Consider the following 17,539-nt stretch of genomic DNA (forward strand, 5'->3'; position numbering starts at 1 on the left):
GCGAAAGGGTCAAGCGGGATGCGAATGACGAATTCATATCATCTCCGCCGCTTTGGCCGCACGGGCGCGTTTCTCGATCTTCTTGAGGTTCTTTTCGCGGAAATCGGGCTGCACGTTCGGTGTGCCCTCCCAAACGCCAGCGGTGTCCCCCGTGCCGACGCCCTCGAAAAAGTCCTTCATCGTGTCAAAGCGATCTTTGTTCGCAATCGCTGCGTTCACCACCTGCGCAAGGCTGCCTGCCCCCGCTGGCCCCATCAGCGGGCGCGCGGAGATGAGGTTGGTGAAGTAAAGCCCCGGAATGGTCAGCTCTTTCGCCTTTTGCACGACCGGCGTGGTGCCGATGGCGAGGTCAGGCTTGATCGCTTCCATCGCGGCGCAGTCATCTTCCAACGACGCGCGGAATTTCACCGTGACGCCCTTATCCTCAAGCCAGGCGCAATCCTCAGCGGACCATGGCGATTTGGCGCAAGCGGTGCCGACATAGGGCACATGCGCGCCGCTTTCGATCAGCAGGCGGGCAACCAGCAGTTCGGAGCCTTCATAGCCCGACAAGGTAATCGTGCCGTCAATCTTCGCCCCTTGAAGGGCACCGCGCACAGCACCCACCATCGCATTCTTGGACATCGCGACCTTGTCAGCGGCAATGCCAAACGCATCCCCGATCTTATCAAGCCACGCGGCAGTCCCATCCGCCCCCACAGGTGCAGACCCGATAATCGGGCGGCCCGCGCGCTGAAATTCGCGCACAGCCGCAGTATAGAACGGATGGATCGCGGCCACCGCGCCGCAATCAAGGGCTGCATACATCTCACGCCATTCGCGGCACGGGACGGTCGGTCCAGCAGCAAGGCCCATAGGCTCCAGCATCGCGCCGATCATCATCGGATCAGCCGGGAACATCTCGCCGAGCAGGGTCACGGTCGGGCGATCTTCGCGGCCACCGACGGGGGCGGGGACGGGACCAGCCTCCACTTCCTTGCGGGCGTATTCGAGCATCGCACCGGCAAGGATATCCTTCGCCTCCGCATGGGTCGGCACGCCAAAGCCCGGCACGTCGATCCCGATGATGCGCACGCCGTCGATCTCATCGGGCAGCAGCCGCAATGGCACGCCGGACGCGGTGGGAACACAGAGGTTCGTCACGACAATCGCATCGTATTTCTCAGGATCGGCCATTTTGAACACGCTTTCGCGGATGTCCTCGAACAGCTTTCCGGTCACGAGCGATTCCGAGTTGAACGGCACATAGCCGACAGACCGGCGCGCGCCGTAGAAATGGCTCACGAAAGTCAGGCCATAGACACAGCAGGCCGAGCCTGACAGCACCGTTGCCACCCGCCGCATCCGCAATCCAACGCGCAAGGAGCCGAAGGCCGGGCACATGCTTTGTGGTTTGTCATGGGGGCCTTGTGGGTAGTCTTCGGCATATTTGGCAAGGAGTTCGGACTGGCCCGACATCTCCGCCGCCTTTTTCATCTCCGACCCGGAATGACAGCCAAGTCCATCGGTGGGCATGGCCCCCGATGGCTCCGCCGGGACGGCGGTGCCAGTCAGCACCTCTGCCTCGCCTGCGGCGTCATATTTGGTTTCACCGCTCACGAGTGCGCACCATGGGCGACCGGGCATTTCTGCGCGGTCTCATGGGATACGGGGCATTTGGCTTCGGCTTTTGCCTCACCCTGACGGCTTGGCATCGCGTCGGCGGCTTTGCCGGTGCAGGCGCAAAGGGCGGCTTCGGCGCGGTCGAGGGAGGCAAGGTCAAACATCGTCATACACCACTTCAAGCGATTGCTTGGGCGTGGACGCCTTGCCACGCATATCCTCATCCGTGGCGGGGACCAGAACGACACCTTCGCCAGTGTCTTTCCCGTCAAACAGCGCAATCAGCCCATCCTGAGACAGCGGCGTCGGGCGCACGGGCGGGGCACCGGCGACCTGTTCGGCCAACCCGGCAAACAACTCCCCCCACTGGGAGGCGGCGGTGCCGACAATCTCGTAATTCGCGGATTTCTTGCGCAGATCGTCATTGGCCGGGATCGCGGCGAGCACCGGAATACCGACGGAGGCCGCAAATTTCTGCGCCTCACCGGAATGGTCATCCTTGTTGATGACCATGCCTGCAACGCCGACATTCCCGCCCATCTTGCGGAAGTAATCCACCGCCGAGCAGACGTTATTCGCCACATAGAGGGATTGCAGATCGTTCGAGCCGACCACGATCACCTTTTGCGCCATGTCCCGCGCGATGGGCAGGCCAAAGCCGCCGCACACCACGTCGCCCAGAAAATCCAAGAGGACATAGTCGAAGTCCCAGTCATGGAAGCCCAGCTTTTCCAGGAGCTCGAACCCATGAATGATCCCGCGACCGCCACAGCCCCGGCCCACTTCCGGCCCGCCAAGTTCCATGGCGAACACGCCGTTTTTCTTGAAGCAGACATCACCGACCTTCACCTCTTCCCCCGCAAGGGATTTTTCGGTGGAGGTCTCGATGATCGTCGGGCAGGCCTTGCCGCCAAACAAAAGGCTGGTGGTATCGGATTTCGGATCGCAGCCAATCAGCAGAACACGCTTGCCCTGCTCGGCCATCATGCATGAGAGGTTCGCGAGCGTGAAGGATTTGCCGATTCCGCCTTTGCCATAGATCGCGATGATCTGGGTCTTGCTCGTTGGTTCTGCCGTCGGCACTTCGAGCGTTGGCTCATGGGCTTCGGCCCGCAGCGCTGCGTCCCGGGATTTCAGATCGGGGATCTTCTCATCAAGGCTCATGCTACGGTGCTCCAGTCCAGTATCATTTTCAGACAATTCGCGTCGTTGAACGCGGTGGCATAGGCCGTGTCCGCATCCCGCGCGTCGGCGGTGTGGGTGATGAGGCCAGAGAGCGACAGATCGCCCTGCTCGACCAGCATCCGCGTCACGGCCAGATCCTCCGGCGTCCATTCAGCGGCCACGCGGATGCGCGCCTCTTTCATGAACGCGGGGGGAAAGGCGAAATTCAGTGGCTCCTGATAGAAGCCTGCGAGGATAATCTCCCCGCCCTTGGTGATCCGGCCCATCAGTTGATTGAGGATGTCAGGCGCGCCCGACACATCGCAGATCGTGTTGTAATCGCGGCGCGGGTCGTCATCGGGGTGAATGACCCGGTAACCCTGCGCGCCGGACATGCGGTCCGGGTTGATGTCCCATACGGTCGGGGCGGGGCCACCTGCAGTGACGACAAGACGCGCGAGCATCCGGCCCAGCACACCATGGCCGATAATGAGGTCGGGCAGATCGTTGCGCAGCCCGGCAATCGCGTGACGGGCCGTCGCGGCAAGCGCCAGCAGGGCACCTTCCGCCCCGAAACCGGCGTCGATTTTCTGCACCCGGTTCGCTTGCGTCACCAAGCGGCGCGCTGCGCCACCAAACAGGCCGCGCACCTCGCCATAGCAATTTGCGCCCGGCACAAACACATGATCGCCGACTCGCAGGCCCGCGCCCGGTGTCGACTCGATCACTTCACCCACAGATTCGTAGCCCGGCACCAGCGGGTAAGACAGGCCGGGAAAGGCCGGCATCTTGCCCGTCCAGAGCAGTTTTTCGGTTCCTGTGGAAATGCCGGAATGTGCGATTTCTACAACGATATCGCCATCTTGCGGGTCATTGAGGGGGATCGCATCGAGGCTCAAACGCTCGGCACCCTCAAGGAGAACGGCTGTCGTTTGCATGTGAATTCCCATCCTCCTCGTTCTCCCTGTGTTCTTCTTTCCGCCATGTGTCAGGCGGGTTTTCGCTATGTGTAACTTTAAACTGACACTGCAAACTGTCAATTACGGTTTTCATTTTTAAAAGAGACCAACGGGTTAGTCGGCCCGGGCAGAAATCACCTGCGTGATGAAGGGCTGCGCCGTCGGATGGGCCTTCACATCGGAAAACCCGGCCTCTTCGAGATTGGCCGCATGTTCAGCGAGCGACCGGGGCCGCCCGGTGCTCATCGCAGCGGTATAAAAGCCGAAATAGGCGTCGCCCGGTCGCGTCGGCCGATCCCCGCCGGACATCGGCTCAGAAATCAGCAATCGCCCGCCCGGTGGCAGCGCCTTGCGGATTTTGCGCAACAGCGCACGCACCACGTCGTCCTGATGGTCATAACAAACCCGGATGAGGGAAATCAGATCGGCGCCTTGAGGGATCGGATCGGTCAGAAAGCTGCCGCCCGTGGCCTCTGCCCGCCGGGAGAGGCCCTCACGCTCCAGCCGCGCCGTCGCCCGCTCCGCCACGGCAGGCAGGTCAAACACGATCCCGCGCAGGTCCGGCGCATAGGCCAGCATGGCAGAGACAAACGCCCCCTCCCCGCCGCCGATATCAAGCAGCACCTTATGCCGATCCATCGGATAGGCCGCCCGCGTTTCCGCCGCGACCATGGCCTGAGACACCGCCATCAGCGCCGAATAGGGCGCGGCGATGTCCTCTTGCATGTCATGGGTCTGCGCCCCGCCAACATAGCCCCAATATTTGCTCAGATTGGTGTCCACTTCCCCCCGCAACAGGGCGACCGGGTCGGCCACATCCTGATAGAATTGCGGATGGTGGCGGATCATCTCAATCACGCCGGGCGCGCCGATCAGGGCCGCACCCATTTGGCTCAGCCGATATTTTCCATGCCGGACGCGGCACAAACCGATCGCGACAGCCGCCTGAAGCAAGCGACGCGTGGCCTCCGGCGTCAGCCCGATTTCCGGCGCGAGCGCATCGGCGCTGCGGGGGCGGGTCATCAGACGGCGCGGAATGTCCAATTCCACGAAGGCATGCAGCACTTGGCTATACACAAAACCGGCAACCAGATCGTAAAGCGCCTCGGCCTGTTTGCGCACGAAAGGACGGGTCAGCGGAAACCGCGCCGCCCACTCCTGAAACGCGGGGTCCGCGATCTTTGCGGTGCGCCAGCGGTAGAACCATCCGCCCTGCCGGGGCGGCGTGCCGCGATCTTGCGGAAGGGCAACCACTAGGCGGCGGAGGTGGCAAAGGGTGCCGGAACCAGCCGCGCCGCCTGCGCCTCGACGATCTTCGTCAGCACGAGCTTGCCCGGACAATCGGGGATGGAGGCAACGGCCCCGCCCAGAATGTCCTTCAGCTTGCCCACCGCGCCATCGACACCCAAAAGCGCCACGGCATTGGGCCGCTGGTGCACTTCATCCTGACCAACGGGTTTGCCCAGTTCCTCTGATGTCATCAGCGCATCGCGCAGGTCATCGGCGACCTGAAACGCCTCTCCGATCCGGTCGCCCAATTCGCGCCACGGCGCAGGCTCGGCCCCGGCGGCAAGCGCGCCCATCGTGGTCGCGGCGCGGAACAATGCGCCGGTTTTGGCCCGGTGATAGGCGGATAGCTCGATATGCTCTTCGCTCTCCCAGCCCTGCCCCGCGCAAATCCCGTTTGGCACCCCTGTTGCGCGCGCCAGCGTGCCCACAAGTGCGGCCAGCCGTCCGGGCTGAAAATGCCCCTCCCGCGCCAGCACATCAAAGGCCGCGACGATCATCGCGTCCCCGGCCAACAGCGCAATCGGCTGCGAAAACGCCTTATGCACCGACGGTTTGCCGCGCCGGATATCGGCGTCATCGAACATTGGCAAATCATCATGAACGAGCGAGGCGCAGTGGATCAGTTCAATGGAGGCCGCCGCCGCATCCGACAATTCCGGGCAATCATCGCCGCACGCCATCGCAACAGCGAGCGCCAGTTGCGGCCGCACCCGTGCGCCGCCGGGAAACAGCGCGTGCCGCATCGCGGCAGCCAGCTTGGGCGGGGCATCCGGGGTTTCCGCCCGCGCAGCCGCTGCCTCCAACGTGCGTTCGATCCGTGCAGCAAATTGCGCTGGCATAGCAGCCCCTTTCGGTATGTGTTCGCTTGGATTTACAAGCATAGTGTCAATTAATATGGACACATAGGGGCGATTCCGTCAACGATGGGTTACAGATAAGCGGCAAGGAGTGGTCATATCGGCCAAACATCGGACAATAGGATCCACATTATCGGCGCAGGCATCGGCGGGCTGGTGGCAGCCCTTGAGCTGTCCCACGCGGGATATGACGTGCAGGTCTATGAGCGGCACGCAGGGCCGGGTGGCAAGATGCGGACCGTCCCCAGCGATGCGGGGCCGGTGGATGCGGGGCCAACCGTGTTCACCATGCGGCCCGTGTTCGAGGCGCTGTTTGACCGGGTTGGCCTGTCGCTTGATGCTGAATTGACGCTGACACCTTGTGACGTCCTGGCCCGTCATCACTGGCCGGATGGCAGCACGCTTGACCTCTTTGCCGACCCGCGCGCCAGTGAGGAGGCCGTCGCCGCCTTCGCCGGAGGGACCGAAGCACAACGCTTCGCCGCGTTCACCAAACGCGCCAACCTGCTGTTTGACGCGTTCGACGCGCCCGTGATGCGCCACCCCACGCCCACGGCCCTTTCGGTAACACGCGCCGTGGCCCCCCGCGCGGCGGAGCTTTTGCCCGCGATGGCCCCGCTTTCGACGCTTTGGAGCGCACTCGGTCGGCAATTCACCGACCCGCGCCTGCGCCAGCTTTTCGGGCGATATGCGACCTACGTTGGTGGCAGCCCGCTTCTGTCACCTGCGATCCTGATGCTGATCTGGGCGAGCGAACAGCGCGGCGTCTGGCGCGTGACAGGCGGGATGCACCAGCTTGCCCTGACGCTGGAACGGCTCGCGCGGGCGCAGGGCGCGACGTTTCATTACCATAGCGGCGTGGCGCGCGTGGCCACGGCACAGGGCGCGATTTCCGGGCTGAGCCTTGAGACCGGGCAGACGGTGCGGGCGTCAAAAGTGCTGTTCAATGGCGATCCGGCAGCGCTTGGCGCGGGCCTACTCGGGCCGGAGGGCGCAGGCGCGGCCCCTTCCCTGCGCGCCAAGGACCGCGCGCTCTCCGCTTGGGTCTGGACATGGGCGAGCGAAGTTTCCGGCTTTCCCCTCTCTCATCATACCGTGTTCTTTGGCCGCTCTAGCGTGGATGAGTTCAGCGACCTGTTCCAGCACCGCCGCACGCCACGCGACCCGACGCTGTATATCTGCGCGCAGGACCGGCCCGGCGCGACCGGGGCAGAGCGGCTTCAGATCATCATGAATGCCCCCGCCGACGGGGACCACCACATCCCCTCCCAGCAGGAGAAAGAGCAATGCCAGACGATCGTTTCACAGAAATTGGCCGAAGCGGGCCTGACGCTGAGCACATCTCCGACCGGGCTGACGACGCCCGACCGCTTCGCCAGCCTGTTTCCGGGGACGGGCGGGGCACTTTACGGGGCGCATCCCCACGGGCCGCTCAAGACATTCAGCCGCCCAACGGCGCGCAGCCGGATCAGGGGGCTCTATCTGGCGGGGGGCGGATGCCATCCGGGGCCGGGCGTGCCGATGGCAGCCTTGTCCGGCCGGCACGCGGCCGCGGCGATCATGGCGGACCACGCTTTGACATCCGCGTCGATCCCGATGGCTACGCCTGGTGGTATCTCGACGGGATCAGCGACGATGGCCGCAACGGCATCACGATCATCGGTTTCATAGGGTCGGTTTTCTCCCCCTATTACGCGTGGAGCGGACGGCGCGACCCGCTGAACCATTCCGCGATCAACGTCGCCCTCTACGGCCCACCGCGCCGCTGGTGCATGACCGAGCGCGGCAAGGGCGCGGTGCAGCAAGAGGCCGACAGCTTCACCGTCGGCCCCTCGTCAATGCATTGGGACGGGGAGGTGTTCACGGTTGAGGTGAATGAGCGCGCAATGCCCCGAATGCTGCCCATGCGCGGCACGGTCAGGATCCGGCCAGAGGCGGTGACGGATATCGAAGTGGCCCTGCACCCCAACCATGTTTGGCGCCCCTTCGCCCCATCGGCGCATATCGAGGTGGATTTCGATAATCCCGGCTTGCGCTGGCAGGGGCATGGCTATCTCGATGCGAATTTCGGGACCAGTGCGCTTGAACGGGACTTCCGCTACTGGACATGGGGCCGCTTTCCGCATGGGGATGGCGCACGCACATTCTATGATGTGGAGGCCCGGGACGGGCGCGATCTGTCGGTATCGTTGCAATTCGGGCGCGATGGCACCGTGAGGGAGGCGACACCACCACCAAAAGCCACGCTTCCTACAACCCTCTGGGCCGTGAAGCGCGAAACACGCGGGGATGAGGGGGCCAAAGCCCGGCATGAGATGACCTTTGAAACGGCACCTTTCTATTCCCGCTCCATGGTCAGCACGACCATCGAGGGTGCGCGCACGACCGGGGTGCACGAGGCGCTCGATTGCAACCGCTTCGCCAATAACGGCATCCGCGCCCTTCTACCCGCCCGTATGCCCCGCGCGTGGGGTCCGATCGGCTGGCTGTTTTAAGTGGATGGGGAGCTGCGCCTGACGGCGCGGCGATGCCTCCGGCGGGGTATATTTGAAGAAAGTGAATTGGGGTTTGCGTTAACAGAGCAGCCCCCGCGATTCGGCCGTGGGTCAAGGTCCGAGGAACGAGCGGCCTTGACGCGCGGGCGAATCGTAGCCGCACAATTGAGCGGGTGATTTGAGGAACAAACCTGTTCCTCAAACACCTCAGCGCAATCTTAACCCGGCGCGCAGCGCCGGCCCGGCCAAACGGGAGGAAGGAGCGTCAGCGACTGAACGACGGGCGGGAGCGCTACTGTGTCAACCGGGCCGCAACGTCGCCCGTGAGGAATGCCACTTTGCCCGCAACAAAGCACGCCTCCACCTGTCTCGTCTCCTCGCGCAGGACAATCACATCCGCGCGGCGGCCCGGTGACAGCGCGCCCCGATCCGAAAGACCGATAACCTCAGCCGGACTGTGGGAGATCAGCCTCCATGCCGCCGCGATATCGCAAATCCCGCGATCCGCCAGCGCGAACGCCGCCGCGATAAGCGACGGGTAGTGATAATCCGATGCCAGCGCATCACACAGACCCTCCGCGATCAGATCTTGCGCGCTGGCGTTCTGCTTATGCGAGCCGCCACGCACCACATTCGGAGCACCAAGGATCACGGCGTCGCCACCACTTTTAGCGGCCTCCGCTGCCGCGCGGGTTTCTGGGAACTCGGATATCCCCGCGCCCAGCGCCCGAAATTGCGCGCGCCGCTCCGCCGTATCATCGTCATGCGAACCGATCAGTGTCCCGCGCTGCCGGAGCGCCCTTCCCATCCCCGCGAGGACCGCCGGCACATCCGCGCCCCGCTCCGCAAGCGATTGCAACAGCGCCAGATGCGCCTCCGGGCTGCGGCCACTTTTGAGCGCCTGTCCCGTCAGGCGCGGCGGGCGTTTGCCCTTGGCGAGCGCCGCGTGGGGGACATGATCGTTCCAGACGACATAGCCGACATCATGCCGCGCGATCAGCGCCATAGCGCGCTCCACCTGATCCAGCAGATGCGTCTCGAACCGCAACTGCATCCGCATATCGACCATCGTGCTTTGCGCGTCCAAGGCGGCAGCGAAGCGTTCCGCGAAATCCGGTCCACGCATCCCGCCTTCCCAACTGAAGAATTGGGCGAGCATTGCGGTGGTGATGCCATTTGCGGCCAATTCCACCTCCACCGCATGAAGCGCCGCGCGCATATCCCCGACCGCGCCGCGCCGGGGCGCGAGGTGGCGCTCGAACCCATCGCCGTGCAGATCGACACATCCCGGCAGGATCAGGCAGCCGGGCAGGTCCACGACGCGCCCGTCACTGTCGCCAATCACGCCGCCCGTGACCCCGATCTGATCGGCCCAGCCCTCCGGGGTCAGAACCTTGCCCTTGAGTATCATGCTTTCCCCAGCGACACCGCAACACCGCCCAGAACCATCACCGCAGCCAGCATAAAGCCAAGCGTGAGCCCTTCGCCCAAAAACACCACCCCACCGCCAAGCGCAATGATCGGCACCGTGAGTTGCGCCACCCCCGCCACCGTCGCGCGCAGGTGGGGCAGCACTGCATACCACAGCGCATAGCCAAGGCCAGAGGTCACCACCCCCGAGACGACGGCGAGCACCACGCCCGGCGCGCTCATGGGCACCGTATCCGGGATCAGCAGCACCAACAGCAGTGCAACCGGGCTGGCGAGCGCGAAATTCACGGCCGTCGCGGGCAACGGGGCGGCGACACCGCGCCCTTTCAACGAATAGATGCCCCAACCGATTGCCGCGATGCTCATCAACAGCACGCCGACCGGATCAGGCCCCGCGGCCCCCGGAGCGAACAGCACGACAAGCCCGGCAAACGCGATCCCGGCGCCCAGCCAACGGCGGCGCGGTACGGCCTCCCCCGCGATCAGCGCGCCTGCAAACATCGTGATCTGCACCCCGCCAAACAGGATCAGCGCGCCAAGCCCTGCATCAAGGCTCAGATAAGCGAAGGAAAAGCCAAGGATATAGGCCAACAGCGCCAGCGCCATGGTGCCATTGCGCGGCGCAAGGCCAAATCCCTCCCGCCGGATGGCCACGATCAGGCATAAAGCCAGCGCACCCGATCCCAGCCGGATCGCGGCAAAGGCGGCGGGGCCAATGGCCCCGTCAGCCAGGGCCGCCCGGTTCAGCACCGAATTGGCCGCAAAGGCGACCATCGTCAGGGCAACGGCGAGGAAAAGCCTCATCCGCGCCCGCGCAGCCTGTCCATCCGGGCGGACATCACGGCCCCGATCCCGGTCAGCACCACGAGCACAACAACCAGCCAGCCGACATAAGGAATTTTCGCCAAGAGCATCATCACCGCAGCCCCCGCAGCCCCCATCATGCCCGCGCCCCAGACGGTCTGCGGCAAGGGTTGTTTCAGCCGGTCCCAGATCAGTGCCGCGACGCCATAGCCGCCAAAGATATAGCCCATGATCCAGCCAAACCCGATCAGCACCACAAAAACCGGCATCGCCACCAGCCCGATCAGCGTGATCGCCAAAAGCAGCATCGCCCCGATCAGCATGGCCATGGTCAGGAACCCGTCGCCCAGCGCGCGTTCGGGGTTATCCACGATCCGCATCTCCCATGTGGCGAATTGGCGGGGCAGCGTGACATTCGCGGCCATGATGATGCCCGCCACGATGGCCGCGCGGATCACCACGGACAGCAGAAAGGCCGCAAATCCCAGATCAGGCTTCGGCTCAAAGCGGCTCTCGGTGATAGTCACGCGGGTGCTGACGGCCTCCGGCACGATGTCGTCACGGTCGCTCAGGGTCAGCACGCCGTCGATCCGCGCCTCCGGGCCATAGGTCAGGCTCTCGGCCCCCACGGTCACATCGCCCGTGATGATGGAATTGAGGATGACCTCCTCCCCGGCAAGCAGCGCATTGCCCGCGATCGGCGCGTCCAGCGTGATGCGTTGACCTGCGAGCCGCACATCCCCCGTCACCGGGGCCGTCAACCGGATGGTTTGCCCCATCACTGTGAGATCACCCGCCACCGGAGCGTTCACATCCACAATCGCGCCCGCGCCATAGACATCGCCCGCCACTGGCGCGCTCACCGTCACGGTGGAGCCAAGAAGGAACGCATCCCCGTCAATCGCGGTATCAAGTTCCACCGTCGCGCCTGTCAGGAACACATCGTCAAGCCCGGTCTGCCCGTCCGTGCTGACAATCGCGCCCGCGCTGAACCGATCCGAACCGAGCGTATAGCTGCTGGTGTCCTGATCCTGTCCAGCGGCGGGCATGACCGCAGTCAAGAGGAACACAAAGGGAAGGAGGTGCCGGAATGTCATGGGGAAAGCCCTTCGTCATGTTTGGAAGGACGATAGCACCCTCCCCGCCCACGCAACAGGGGGCGGCGGCGCACAGTTTTGCGACGGGTGCGGAAGTGGCGCGTTAGTAATCGTCGCCCTCGGTCAGGATTTGTTCCTGCAACTGGCGCGCACGTTCGCTCAGCGTCAGCAAAAACCGTTCGCGACAGGCTTCTAGGGAGCCGGAACAGACGTCCATTTCGCGGTTCGCACCGAACATCATGCCAGTGGTCGTCGCGTCGATCTGAGGGTCCACGCCTTCGGGAAACAATCGGAACACAGTGCGGCGCGTTTCATAAACGCCCCCCGCTGTCGATCCTCCCGCCTCATCAACCTGCACCGCCTCATAGACGTCATAGGTCTGCCCGTTGAACATCAGTTTTGCCGCGAGCCGATTGTCGATGTAAGTGACGTCGGAACAGGCCGTCACAGCGAACAGGCTGATGGCCGCGAGCCCAAGATATTTCATGAGAATACTCCCCAAACCCAACATAAGACGCCGCCAAGGATAGCAGAAAAGGGCCTTTGGGGGAATGCCGGCACAACCGATGCGTGTATCCAGCGTTGAAGCGAGGTCAAACCACTCCACGCCGGGTTGCGCCAAATGCAAAACGGGGGGCACATGGCCCCCCGTTTCAATGTCTCTCAGGTGGTGAGAGCGGATGATTACATCATGCCGCCCATGCCGCCCATGCCGCCCATGTCGGGCATGCCTGCGCCACCGGCGCCCGGCTTCTCGGGCTTGTCTGCGACCATCGCTTCGGTGGTGATCAGCAGGGAGGCAACGGATGCCGCGTCCTCAAGTGCGGTGCGGACAACCTTTGCGGGGTCGATCACGCCGAACTTGAACATGTCGCCATACTCTTCGGTCTGTGCGTTGAAGCCGAAGGACAGGTCGCTGCTTTCGCGGATTTTGCCCGCGACAACCGCGCCATCGACGCCTGCGTTCTCTGCGATCTGGCGCAGCGGTGCTTCGAGCGCGCGACGCACCATTGCGATGCCGGCGTTCTGGTCAGCGTTTGCGCCTTCCATGCCTTCGAGCGCCTTGCCAGCCTGTACGAGAGCGACACCGCCGCCCACAACAACACCTTCCTGAACGGCCGCGCGGGTTGCGTTCAGCGCGTCATCGACACGGTCCTTACGCTCTTTCACTTCCACTTCGGTGGAGCCGCCAACGCGGATCACTGCGACACCGCCCGCGAGCTTCGCCAGACGCTCCTGGAGCTTCTCACGGTCATAGTCAGAGGTGGTTTCTTCGATCTGCTGCTTGATCTGTGCAACGCGTGCTTCGATCTCCGGCTTGTCGCCTGCGCCATCGACGATGGTGGTTTCGTCTTTGGTGATGGAGATGCGCTTGGCGGTGCCGAGCATGTCGAGGGTCACGTTCTCCAGCTTCATGCCGAGGTCTTCGGAGATCACCTGACCGCCGGTCAGAACCGCGATATCCTGCAACATGGCCTTACGACGATCGCCAAAGCCCGGTGCCTTCACAGCAGCGATCTTGAGGCCGCCGCGCAGCTTGTTCACCACGAGGGTGGCGAGTGCTTCACCGTCCACGTCTTCCGCGATGATGAGGAGCGGCTTGCCGGACTGGATCACGGTTTCAAGCAGCGGCACCATCGGCTGGAGGGAGGAGAGCTTCTTCTCGTGCAGCAGGATCACTGCATCGTCGAGCTCTGCAACCATCTTATCGGGGTTGGTGATGAAGTAGGGGGAGAGGTAGCCGCGGTCGAACTGCATGCCCTCAACGACCTCGGTCTCGGTCTCAAGGCCCTTGTTCTCTTCCACGGTGATCACGCCGTCATTGCCGACTTTCTGCATCGCGTCCGCGATCTGGCGGCCGATCTCTGCTTCGCCGTTGGCGGAAATGGTGCCGACCTGTGCGACTTCATCGCTGTCCGCCACTTCGCGCGCTGCGGATTTGATGCCCTCGACGACTTTTGCCACGGCAAGGTCGATGCCGCGCTTGAGGTCCATCGGGTTCATGCCAGCGGCCACGGATTTCATGCCTTCCTTGACGATGGCTTGCGCCAGAACCGTCGCGGTGGTGGTGCCGTCGCCTGCGGTGTCGTTGGTGCGGGAAGCAACTTCCTTCACCATCTGGGCGCCCATGTTTTCGAACTTGTCCTCAAGCTCGATCTCTTTCGCCACGGACACACCGTCTTTGGTGATGCGCGGTGCGCCGAAGGATTTTTCGAGGACCACGTTGCGGCCTTTCGGGCCGAGGGTCACTTTCACCGCGTCTGCAAGGATGTTGACGCCCTTGAGCATCTTGTTCCGTGCGTCGGTGCCGAATTTCACGTCTTTAGCAGCCATGAGTTTTATTCCTTAATGTTCGTTGATCTTGAAAGAAGGTCCGTCGGTCCGGGATCAGCCCAGAATGCCGAGGATGTCGCTCTCTTTCATGATGAGGAGGTCTTCGCCGTCGATCTTGATCTCGGTGCCGGACCACTTGCCGAACAGGATCTTGTCGCCTGCTTTGACATCCATCGCGATACGATCGCCGTCTTCGTCCCGTGCGCCTGCGCCAACCGCGACAATCTCACCCTCGGAGGGCTTCTCTTTCGCGCTGTCGGGGATGATCAGGCCGCCTGCGGTTTTCTCTTCGCCTTCGAGGCGACGGACCAACACGCGATCGTGGAGGGGGGTGAAGTTCATCTCTTTCTCCCTAAATAAGGTTCAACATTCCGGCGGCGGTCGTACTATTAGCACTCACTGCCGCCGAGTGCTAACGGAGCGTAGGTAGAAAGACGCAGGCCGAGTGTCAAGGGGATTGGTGGGCCGCTTTGCGGGTTTCGGCACCGTCGCGCGCCGCCCCCGACAAAGGGCCAGATGCAATTGGTTGCTCCCGCCGCGCGGCTGGGCATACTCGGGCGGCAGTCACGAAAGGGGTTTGTCCATGATGCGCGTCGTAACCTTGGCCTTTTCCTTTGTGATTGGCATCAGCCTTGGCGCAGCACACGCGCAGGAGGCCTGCACCGGGACCGACCTGCGGGCGGAAATCGCACCTGAAGTGCTGGACGATCTGCTGATGCGGGTGCGGGACGAACCCTTTGGCGAGGGGATCGCCTATGAGGCGACGCGCGGCGCCGACCGGATCACGCTCTTTGGCACACTCCATTCCGCGGCCCCTGACGTGCCTGCCCTGATCGCGGAGCGGGTGGCGGGTGCCGATCTGGTGTTTCTGGAATCGACCCTTGCCGATCAGCAGGCCTTGCGCGCGGATATGCAGGCCGATACCCGCAACCATCTGCGCCCCGATGGCCCCCCGCTCAGCAGTGAATTGACGGCGGACCGCTGGGCCATTCTGTCGGAGGCGGCGGCTGCCCTTGGAATGCCTAGCGCCGCCGTAGATCAATTCAGCCCATGGTTTGCCACGCTGTTTCTGGCCGTGCCCGCCTGTGAGATCAACGCGCAGCGGCAGGGCCGCGCCAGCCTCGACCAGCGGCTAGAGGCAATCGCACTGGAAAGCGGCATCCCGACCCGCAGCCTTGAGGACGCGCAAACTGCCCTTGATGTGTTCTCTGACCAGTCGGAGGAGGATCAGCTTGCCCTTCTGCGCCAATCCATCGACGGGGTTGCGGACCTCAACAATTCCTTCATCACCGCCCGCAACACTTGGCAGGAAGAACGCCCGCTCCTGTTGTTCTTCCTGATGGAGCATGTCGCGGCGGAGGACGACACCGACACCGCGACCCCCGAACTGCTTGGCCAATTGGATGAGGGGCTATTGCGCGATCGCAATGCCGCGTGGCTGCCCCGCATCCTTGAGGCGACAGACAACGCGGATGAGATTGCGGTGATCGCGGGTGCCTTGCATCTGCCCCGGCAAACCGGTCTGTTGCAGCTTCTGAGCGACGCGGGGTTCACGGTGACGCGACTCCCCCTCAATTGAAATAGGTATACGCATGACACGCATCCTTTCCTCCCTCTCTGAGGTGGCACTCCAGTATGACGCGGTGTTCTGCGATCTGTGGGGGTGCCTGCATAATGGCGTGCGCCCCTTCCCTGAGGCCGTGGCGGCATTGGAAGCATTCCGCGACGGGGGCGGCATTGTCGTTCTGCTGACGAATTCGCCCCGGCCCAGCGATGGCGTCTATCAGCAGCTTGACGCGATGGGCGTTGATCGCGCGCTCTATCAGGCGGTGGCAAGCTCTGGCGATGCAGCCCTCGCGGCGCTTGCCGCAGGTGCCTTTGGGCGCAAGGTCTGGCATATCGGGCCGGACCGGGACGAGAGTTTCTTTCAAACGCTGGCCCGTTCTTACCCGGAGGCAAACATCACCCGCGTTCCCCGCAATGAGGCCGAAGGCATCGTTTGCACAGGGCTTTACGATGACGACACCGAAACGCCGGAGGATTACCGCGAAGAAATCCTCTTTGGCGTCAATGAAGGGCTGAAAATGCTCTGCGCGAACCCTGACATCTTCGTCGATAAGGGGGATAAGCGGATCTGGTGCGCCGGCGGCATTGCCCGCGCCTATGAGGATGCGGGCGGCGACGCGCGCTATTTCGGCAAACCCCACGCGCCCATCTATGACCTCGCCCGCCAGCGCCTGATCGAAGTGACGGGCGGCAAACGCATCGCGGATGACCGCATCCTGTGCATCGGGGATGGCATCCACACCGATATTCGCGGCGCTGTGGGGGAGGATATGGACAGCCTGTTCGTCACTGGCGGCCTCGCGCGGGAGGAAACCGGCACCACCGATCAGCCCGACCCGGACAAGCTGCGCGCCTTCATCCGTGACGCACAACTGACGCCGACCATGAGCATCGGGGCGCTGCGCTGATCAGCGATGCTGATCGACGAGAATCGGATTACCATCCGGGTCGATGATGACGAAATGCGCGGGGCCTGACGTGGCCTCGTCCGCTTCCTCATGAAAGGCGACGCCCCGCTCCCTGAGGCTCTTTTGCAGATCCCGCACATCGGTGAACGGATCGACCGCCTCCGCGCTTTGGCTCCAACCGGGATTGAAGGTGAGCGTATTGCGCTCGATAAATCCGCCGAACAGTCCAAGGATCGTGTCGCCATTGCGCAGGATCAGCCAGCCCTGCGCCTGATCCCCGCCAGACACCGCAAATCCCAGCTTTTCGTAGAAGGCGCGCGATGCGGCGATGTCCTTCACGTTGAGGCTGAGCGAAAAGGCCCCGAGTTCCATGATCTTCTCCTCTTGGTGAGGGGGTGAGTGTCCCCCATCCCCGCCGATCCACGAAGAGAAAAGTCGATCTGATCGCGCGTCGCGCGTTATGCGCGACATTTTATCACTCTAGTGTTCATCTTTACGAAATAAACTTGCGCGATGATTTCTTTCGCGCTATACTGCAGCGCAACACGAAGGAGGTTTTCATGTTTGATCAGGGCACCCAAATCCAGCGCGGCACCATCTGTGTGGAAGACCTCGAAATCGGCATGTCCCGGTCCGTGATGAAAACCATCACCCAGCGCCATATCGAATTGTTTGCGGAGCTTTCGACCGATCACAACCCGGTGCATCTTGATGAGGCTTACGCGCAGGACACGATCTTTGGCGGTGTGATTGCCCATGGGATGCTGACCGCTGGCCTGATCTCCGCCGTGATCGGGGAGCAGTTGCCCGGTCATGGCACGGTCTATTTGGGCCAGACGCTGAAATTCCTCGCCCCCGTTCGCCCCGGCGACACGGTGGAGGCGACCGTGACAGTGCGCGAGATTGACCACAGCCGCCGCCGCGTGACGCTTGATTGCCGGGCCGAGGTGGGCGATACCACCGTGCTGAAGGGGGAGGCGCTCGTGCTGGCCCCATCCAACAAGTTCGACTGACCGGGCCGCGCCCCGGCAC

General features: G+C 63.2%; 18 protein-coding genes. 5 read left to right on the top strand and 13 right to left on the bottom strand.

Translation table 11 applies throughout. The features are described from left to right. Positions 1 to 33 precede the first annotated feature (33 nt). From bchY to FHS89_RS00390, 6 genes are all read right to left on the bottom strand, one after another. Positions 34 to 1,599 carry a chlorophyllide a reductase subunit Y gene (gene bchY, locus FHS89_RS00365; protein WP_343051296.1) on the bottom strand — a complete coding sequence of 522 codons (1,566 nt, stop codon included), beginning with the start codon at positions 1,597 to 1,599 and terminating at the stop codon, positions 34 to 36. Next, the gene (locus FHS89_RS00370) at positions 1,596 to 1,772 is read right to left on the bottom strand and encodes a hypothetical protein (protein WP_184007329.1); all 177 of its coding nucleotides are present in this window, start codon (positions 1,770 to 1,772) and stop codon (positions 1,596 to 1,598) included. Before FHS89_RS00370 ends, bchY begins: the two co-directional genes overlap by 4 nt. Beyond that, on the bottom strand, positions 1,759 to 2,766 hold the full coding sequence (locus tag FHS89_RS00375) for a chlorophyllide a reductase iron protein subunit X (protein ID WP_184007331.1): 1,008 nt from the start codon (positions 2,764 to 2,766) through the stop codon (positions 1,759 to 1,761). The genes FHS89_RS00370 and FHS89_RS00375 overlap by 14 nt, the downstream gene beginning before the upstream one ends. Next, entirely contained in the window at positions 2,763 to 3,704 is a 942-nt protein-coding gene (bchC, locus tag FHS89_RS00380; RefSeq protein WP_184007333.1) for a chlorophyll synthesis pathway protein BchC, read from the bottom strand. The genes FHS89_RS00375 and bchC overlap by 4 nt, the downstream gene beginning before the upstream one ends. A gap of 135 nt (positions 3,705 to 3,839) precedes the next feature. Next, complete coding sequence (locus tag FHS89_RS00385) at positions 3,840 to 4,979, bottom strand: methyltransferase (RefSeq protein ID WP_184007335.1); 1,140 nt, start codon at positions 4,977 to 4,979, stop codon at positions 3,840 to 3,842. After that, entirely contained in the window at positions 4,979 to 5,854 is an 876-nt protein-coding gene (locus FHS89_RS00390) for a polyprenyl synthetase family protein (protein WP_184007337.1), read from the bottom strand. The genes FHS89_RS00385 and FHS89_RS00390 overlap by 1 nt, the downstream gene beginning before the upstream one ends. A gap of 150 nt (positions 5,855 to 6,004) precedes the next feature. Between FHS89_RS00390 and crtD the strand changes: the two genes are divergently transcribed. Together crtD and FHS89_RS00400 are read left to right on the top strand one after the other, a co-directional pair. Then, positions 6,005 to 7,543 (top strand): 1-hydroxycarotenoid 3,4-desaturase CrtD, encoded by a 1,539-nt coding sequence (gene crtD, locus FHS89_RS00395; RefSeq protein WP_343051323.1) that lies wholly within the window; start codon positions 6,005 to 6,007, stop codon positions 7,541 to 7,543. Positions 7,544 to 7,644: 101 nt separating this feature from the next. Beyond that, positions 7,645 to 8,367 (top strand): carotenoid 1,2-hydratase, encoded by a 723-nt coding sequence (locus FHS89_RS00400; protein ID WP_246413491.1) that lies wholly within the window; start codon positions 7,645 to 7,647, stop codon positions 8,365 to 8,367. A gap of 292 nt (positions 8,368 to 8,659) precedes the next feature. Here FHS89_RS00400 and FHS89_RS00405 read toward each other — a convergent pair whose 3' ends face one another. The 6 genes from FHS89_RS00405 to groES all read right to left on the bottom strand — a co-directional run bounded on the left by FHS89_RS00405 (position 8,660) and on the right by groES (position 14,375). Beyond that, a complete protein-coding gene (locus tag FHS89_RS00405; RefSeq protein WP_184007339.1) occupies positions 8,660 to 9,778 on the bottom strand; it encodes an alpha-D-ribose 1-methylphosphonate 5-triphosphate diphosphatase in 1,119 nt (372 codons plus the stop codon). Then, a complete protein-coding gene (locus tag FHS89_RS00410; RefSeq protein WP_184007341.1) occupies positions 9,775 to 10,602 on the bottom strand; it encodes a DMT family transporter in 828 nt (275 codons plus the stop codon). Before FHS89_RS00410 ends, FHS89_RS00405 begins: the two co-directional genes overlap by 4 nt. Beyond that, on the bottom strand, positions 10,599 to 11,699 hold the full coding sequence (locus tag FHS89_RS00415; protein WP_184007343.1) for a DUF8173 domain-containing protein: 1,101 nt from the start codon (positions 11,697 to 11,699) through the stop codon (positions 10,599 to 10,601). Before FHS89_RS00415 ends, FHS89_RS00410 begins: the two co-directional genes overlap by 4 nt. A gap of 103 nt (positions 11,700 to 11,802) precedes the next feature. Further along, positions 11,803 to 12,186 (bottom strand): hypothetical protein, encoded by a 384-nt coding sequence (locus FHS89_RS00420; RefSeq protein ID WP_184007345.1) that lies wholly within the window; start codon positions 12,184 to 12,186, stop codon positions 11,803 to 11,805. Between the two features lie 197 nt (positions 12,187 to 12,383). Next, positions 12,384 to 14,033: a chaperonin GroEL gene (groL, locus tag FHS89_RS00425; RefSeq protein WP_184007347.1), complete on the bottom strand. Its 1,650-nt coding sequence runs from the start codon at positions 14,031 to 14,033 to the stop codon at positions 12,384 to 12,386. Between the two features lie 54 nt (positions 14,034 to 14,087). Beyond that, positions 14,088 to 14,375 (bottom strand): co-chaperone GroES, encoded by a 288-nt coding sequence (gene groES / locus FHS89_RS00430; RefSeq protein ID WP_184007349.1) that lies wholly within the window; start codon positions 14,373 to 14,375, stop codon positions 14,088 to 14,090. A 241-nt stretch (positions 14,376 to 14,616) separates the two neighbouring features. On the opposite strand from groES, the gene FHS89_RS00435 reads away from it, so the two are divergent. Then, positions 14,617 to 15,612, top strand: a complete 996-nt coding sequence (locus FHS89_RS00435) for a TraB/GumN family protein (protein WP_184007351.1) — start codon at positions 14,617 to 14,619, stop codon at positions 15,610 to 15,612. 13 nt (positions 15,613 to 15,625) lie between these two features. Further along, a complete protein-coding gene (locus FHS89_RS00440) occupies positions 15,626 to 16,507 on the top strand; it encodes a TIGR01459 family HAD-type hydrolase (RefSeq protein ID WP_184007353.1) in 882 nt (293 codons plus the stop codon). Here the strand turns inward: FHS89_RS00440 and FHS89_RS00445 are convergent, their stop codons facing one another. Beyond that, on the bottom strand, positions 16,508 to 16,879 hold the full coding sequence (locus FHS89_RS00445; protein WP_184007355.1) for a VOC family protein: 372 nt from the start codon (positions 16,877 to 16,879) through the stop codon (positions 16,508 to 16,510). 188 nt (positions 16,880 to 17,067) lie between these two features. On the opposite strand from FHS89_RS00445, the gene FHS89_RS00450 reads away from it, so the two are divergent. Beyond that, the gene (locus FHS89_RS00450; protein ID WP_184007357.1) at positions 17,068 to 17,520 is read left to right on the top strand and encodes a MaoC family dehydratase; all 453 of its coding nucleotides are present in this window, start codon (positions 17,068 to 17,070) and stop codon (positions 17,518 to 17,520) included. Positions 17,521 to 17,539: the final 19 nt, after the last annotated feature.

This window comes from Rubricella aquisinus (assembly GCF_014199445.1).
Classification (GTDB): Bacteria; Pseudomonadota; Alphaproteobacteria; order Rhodobacterales; family Rhodobacteraceae; genus Rubricella; species Rubricella aquisinus.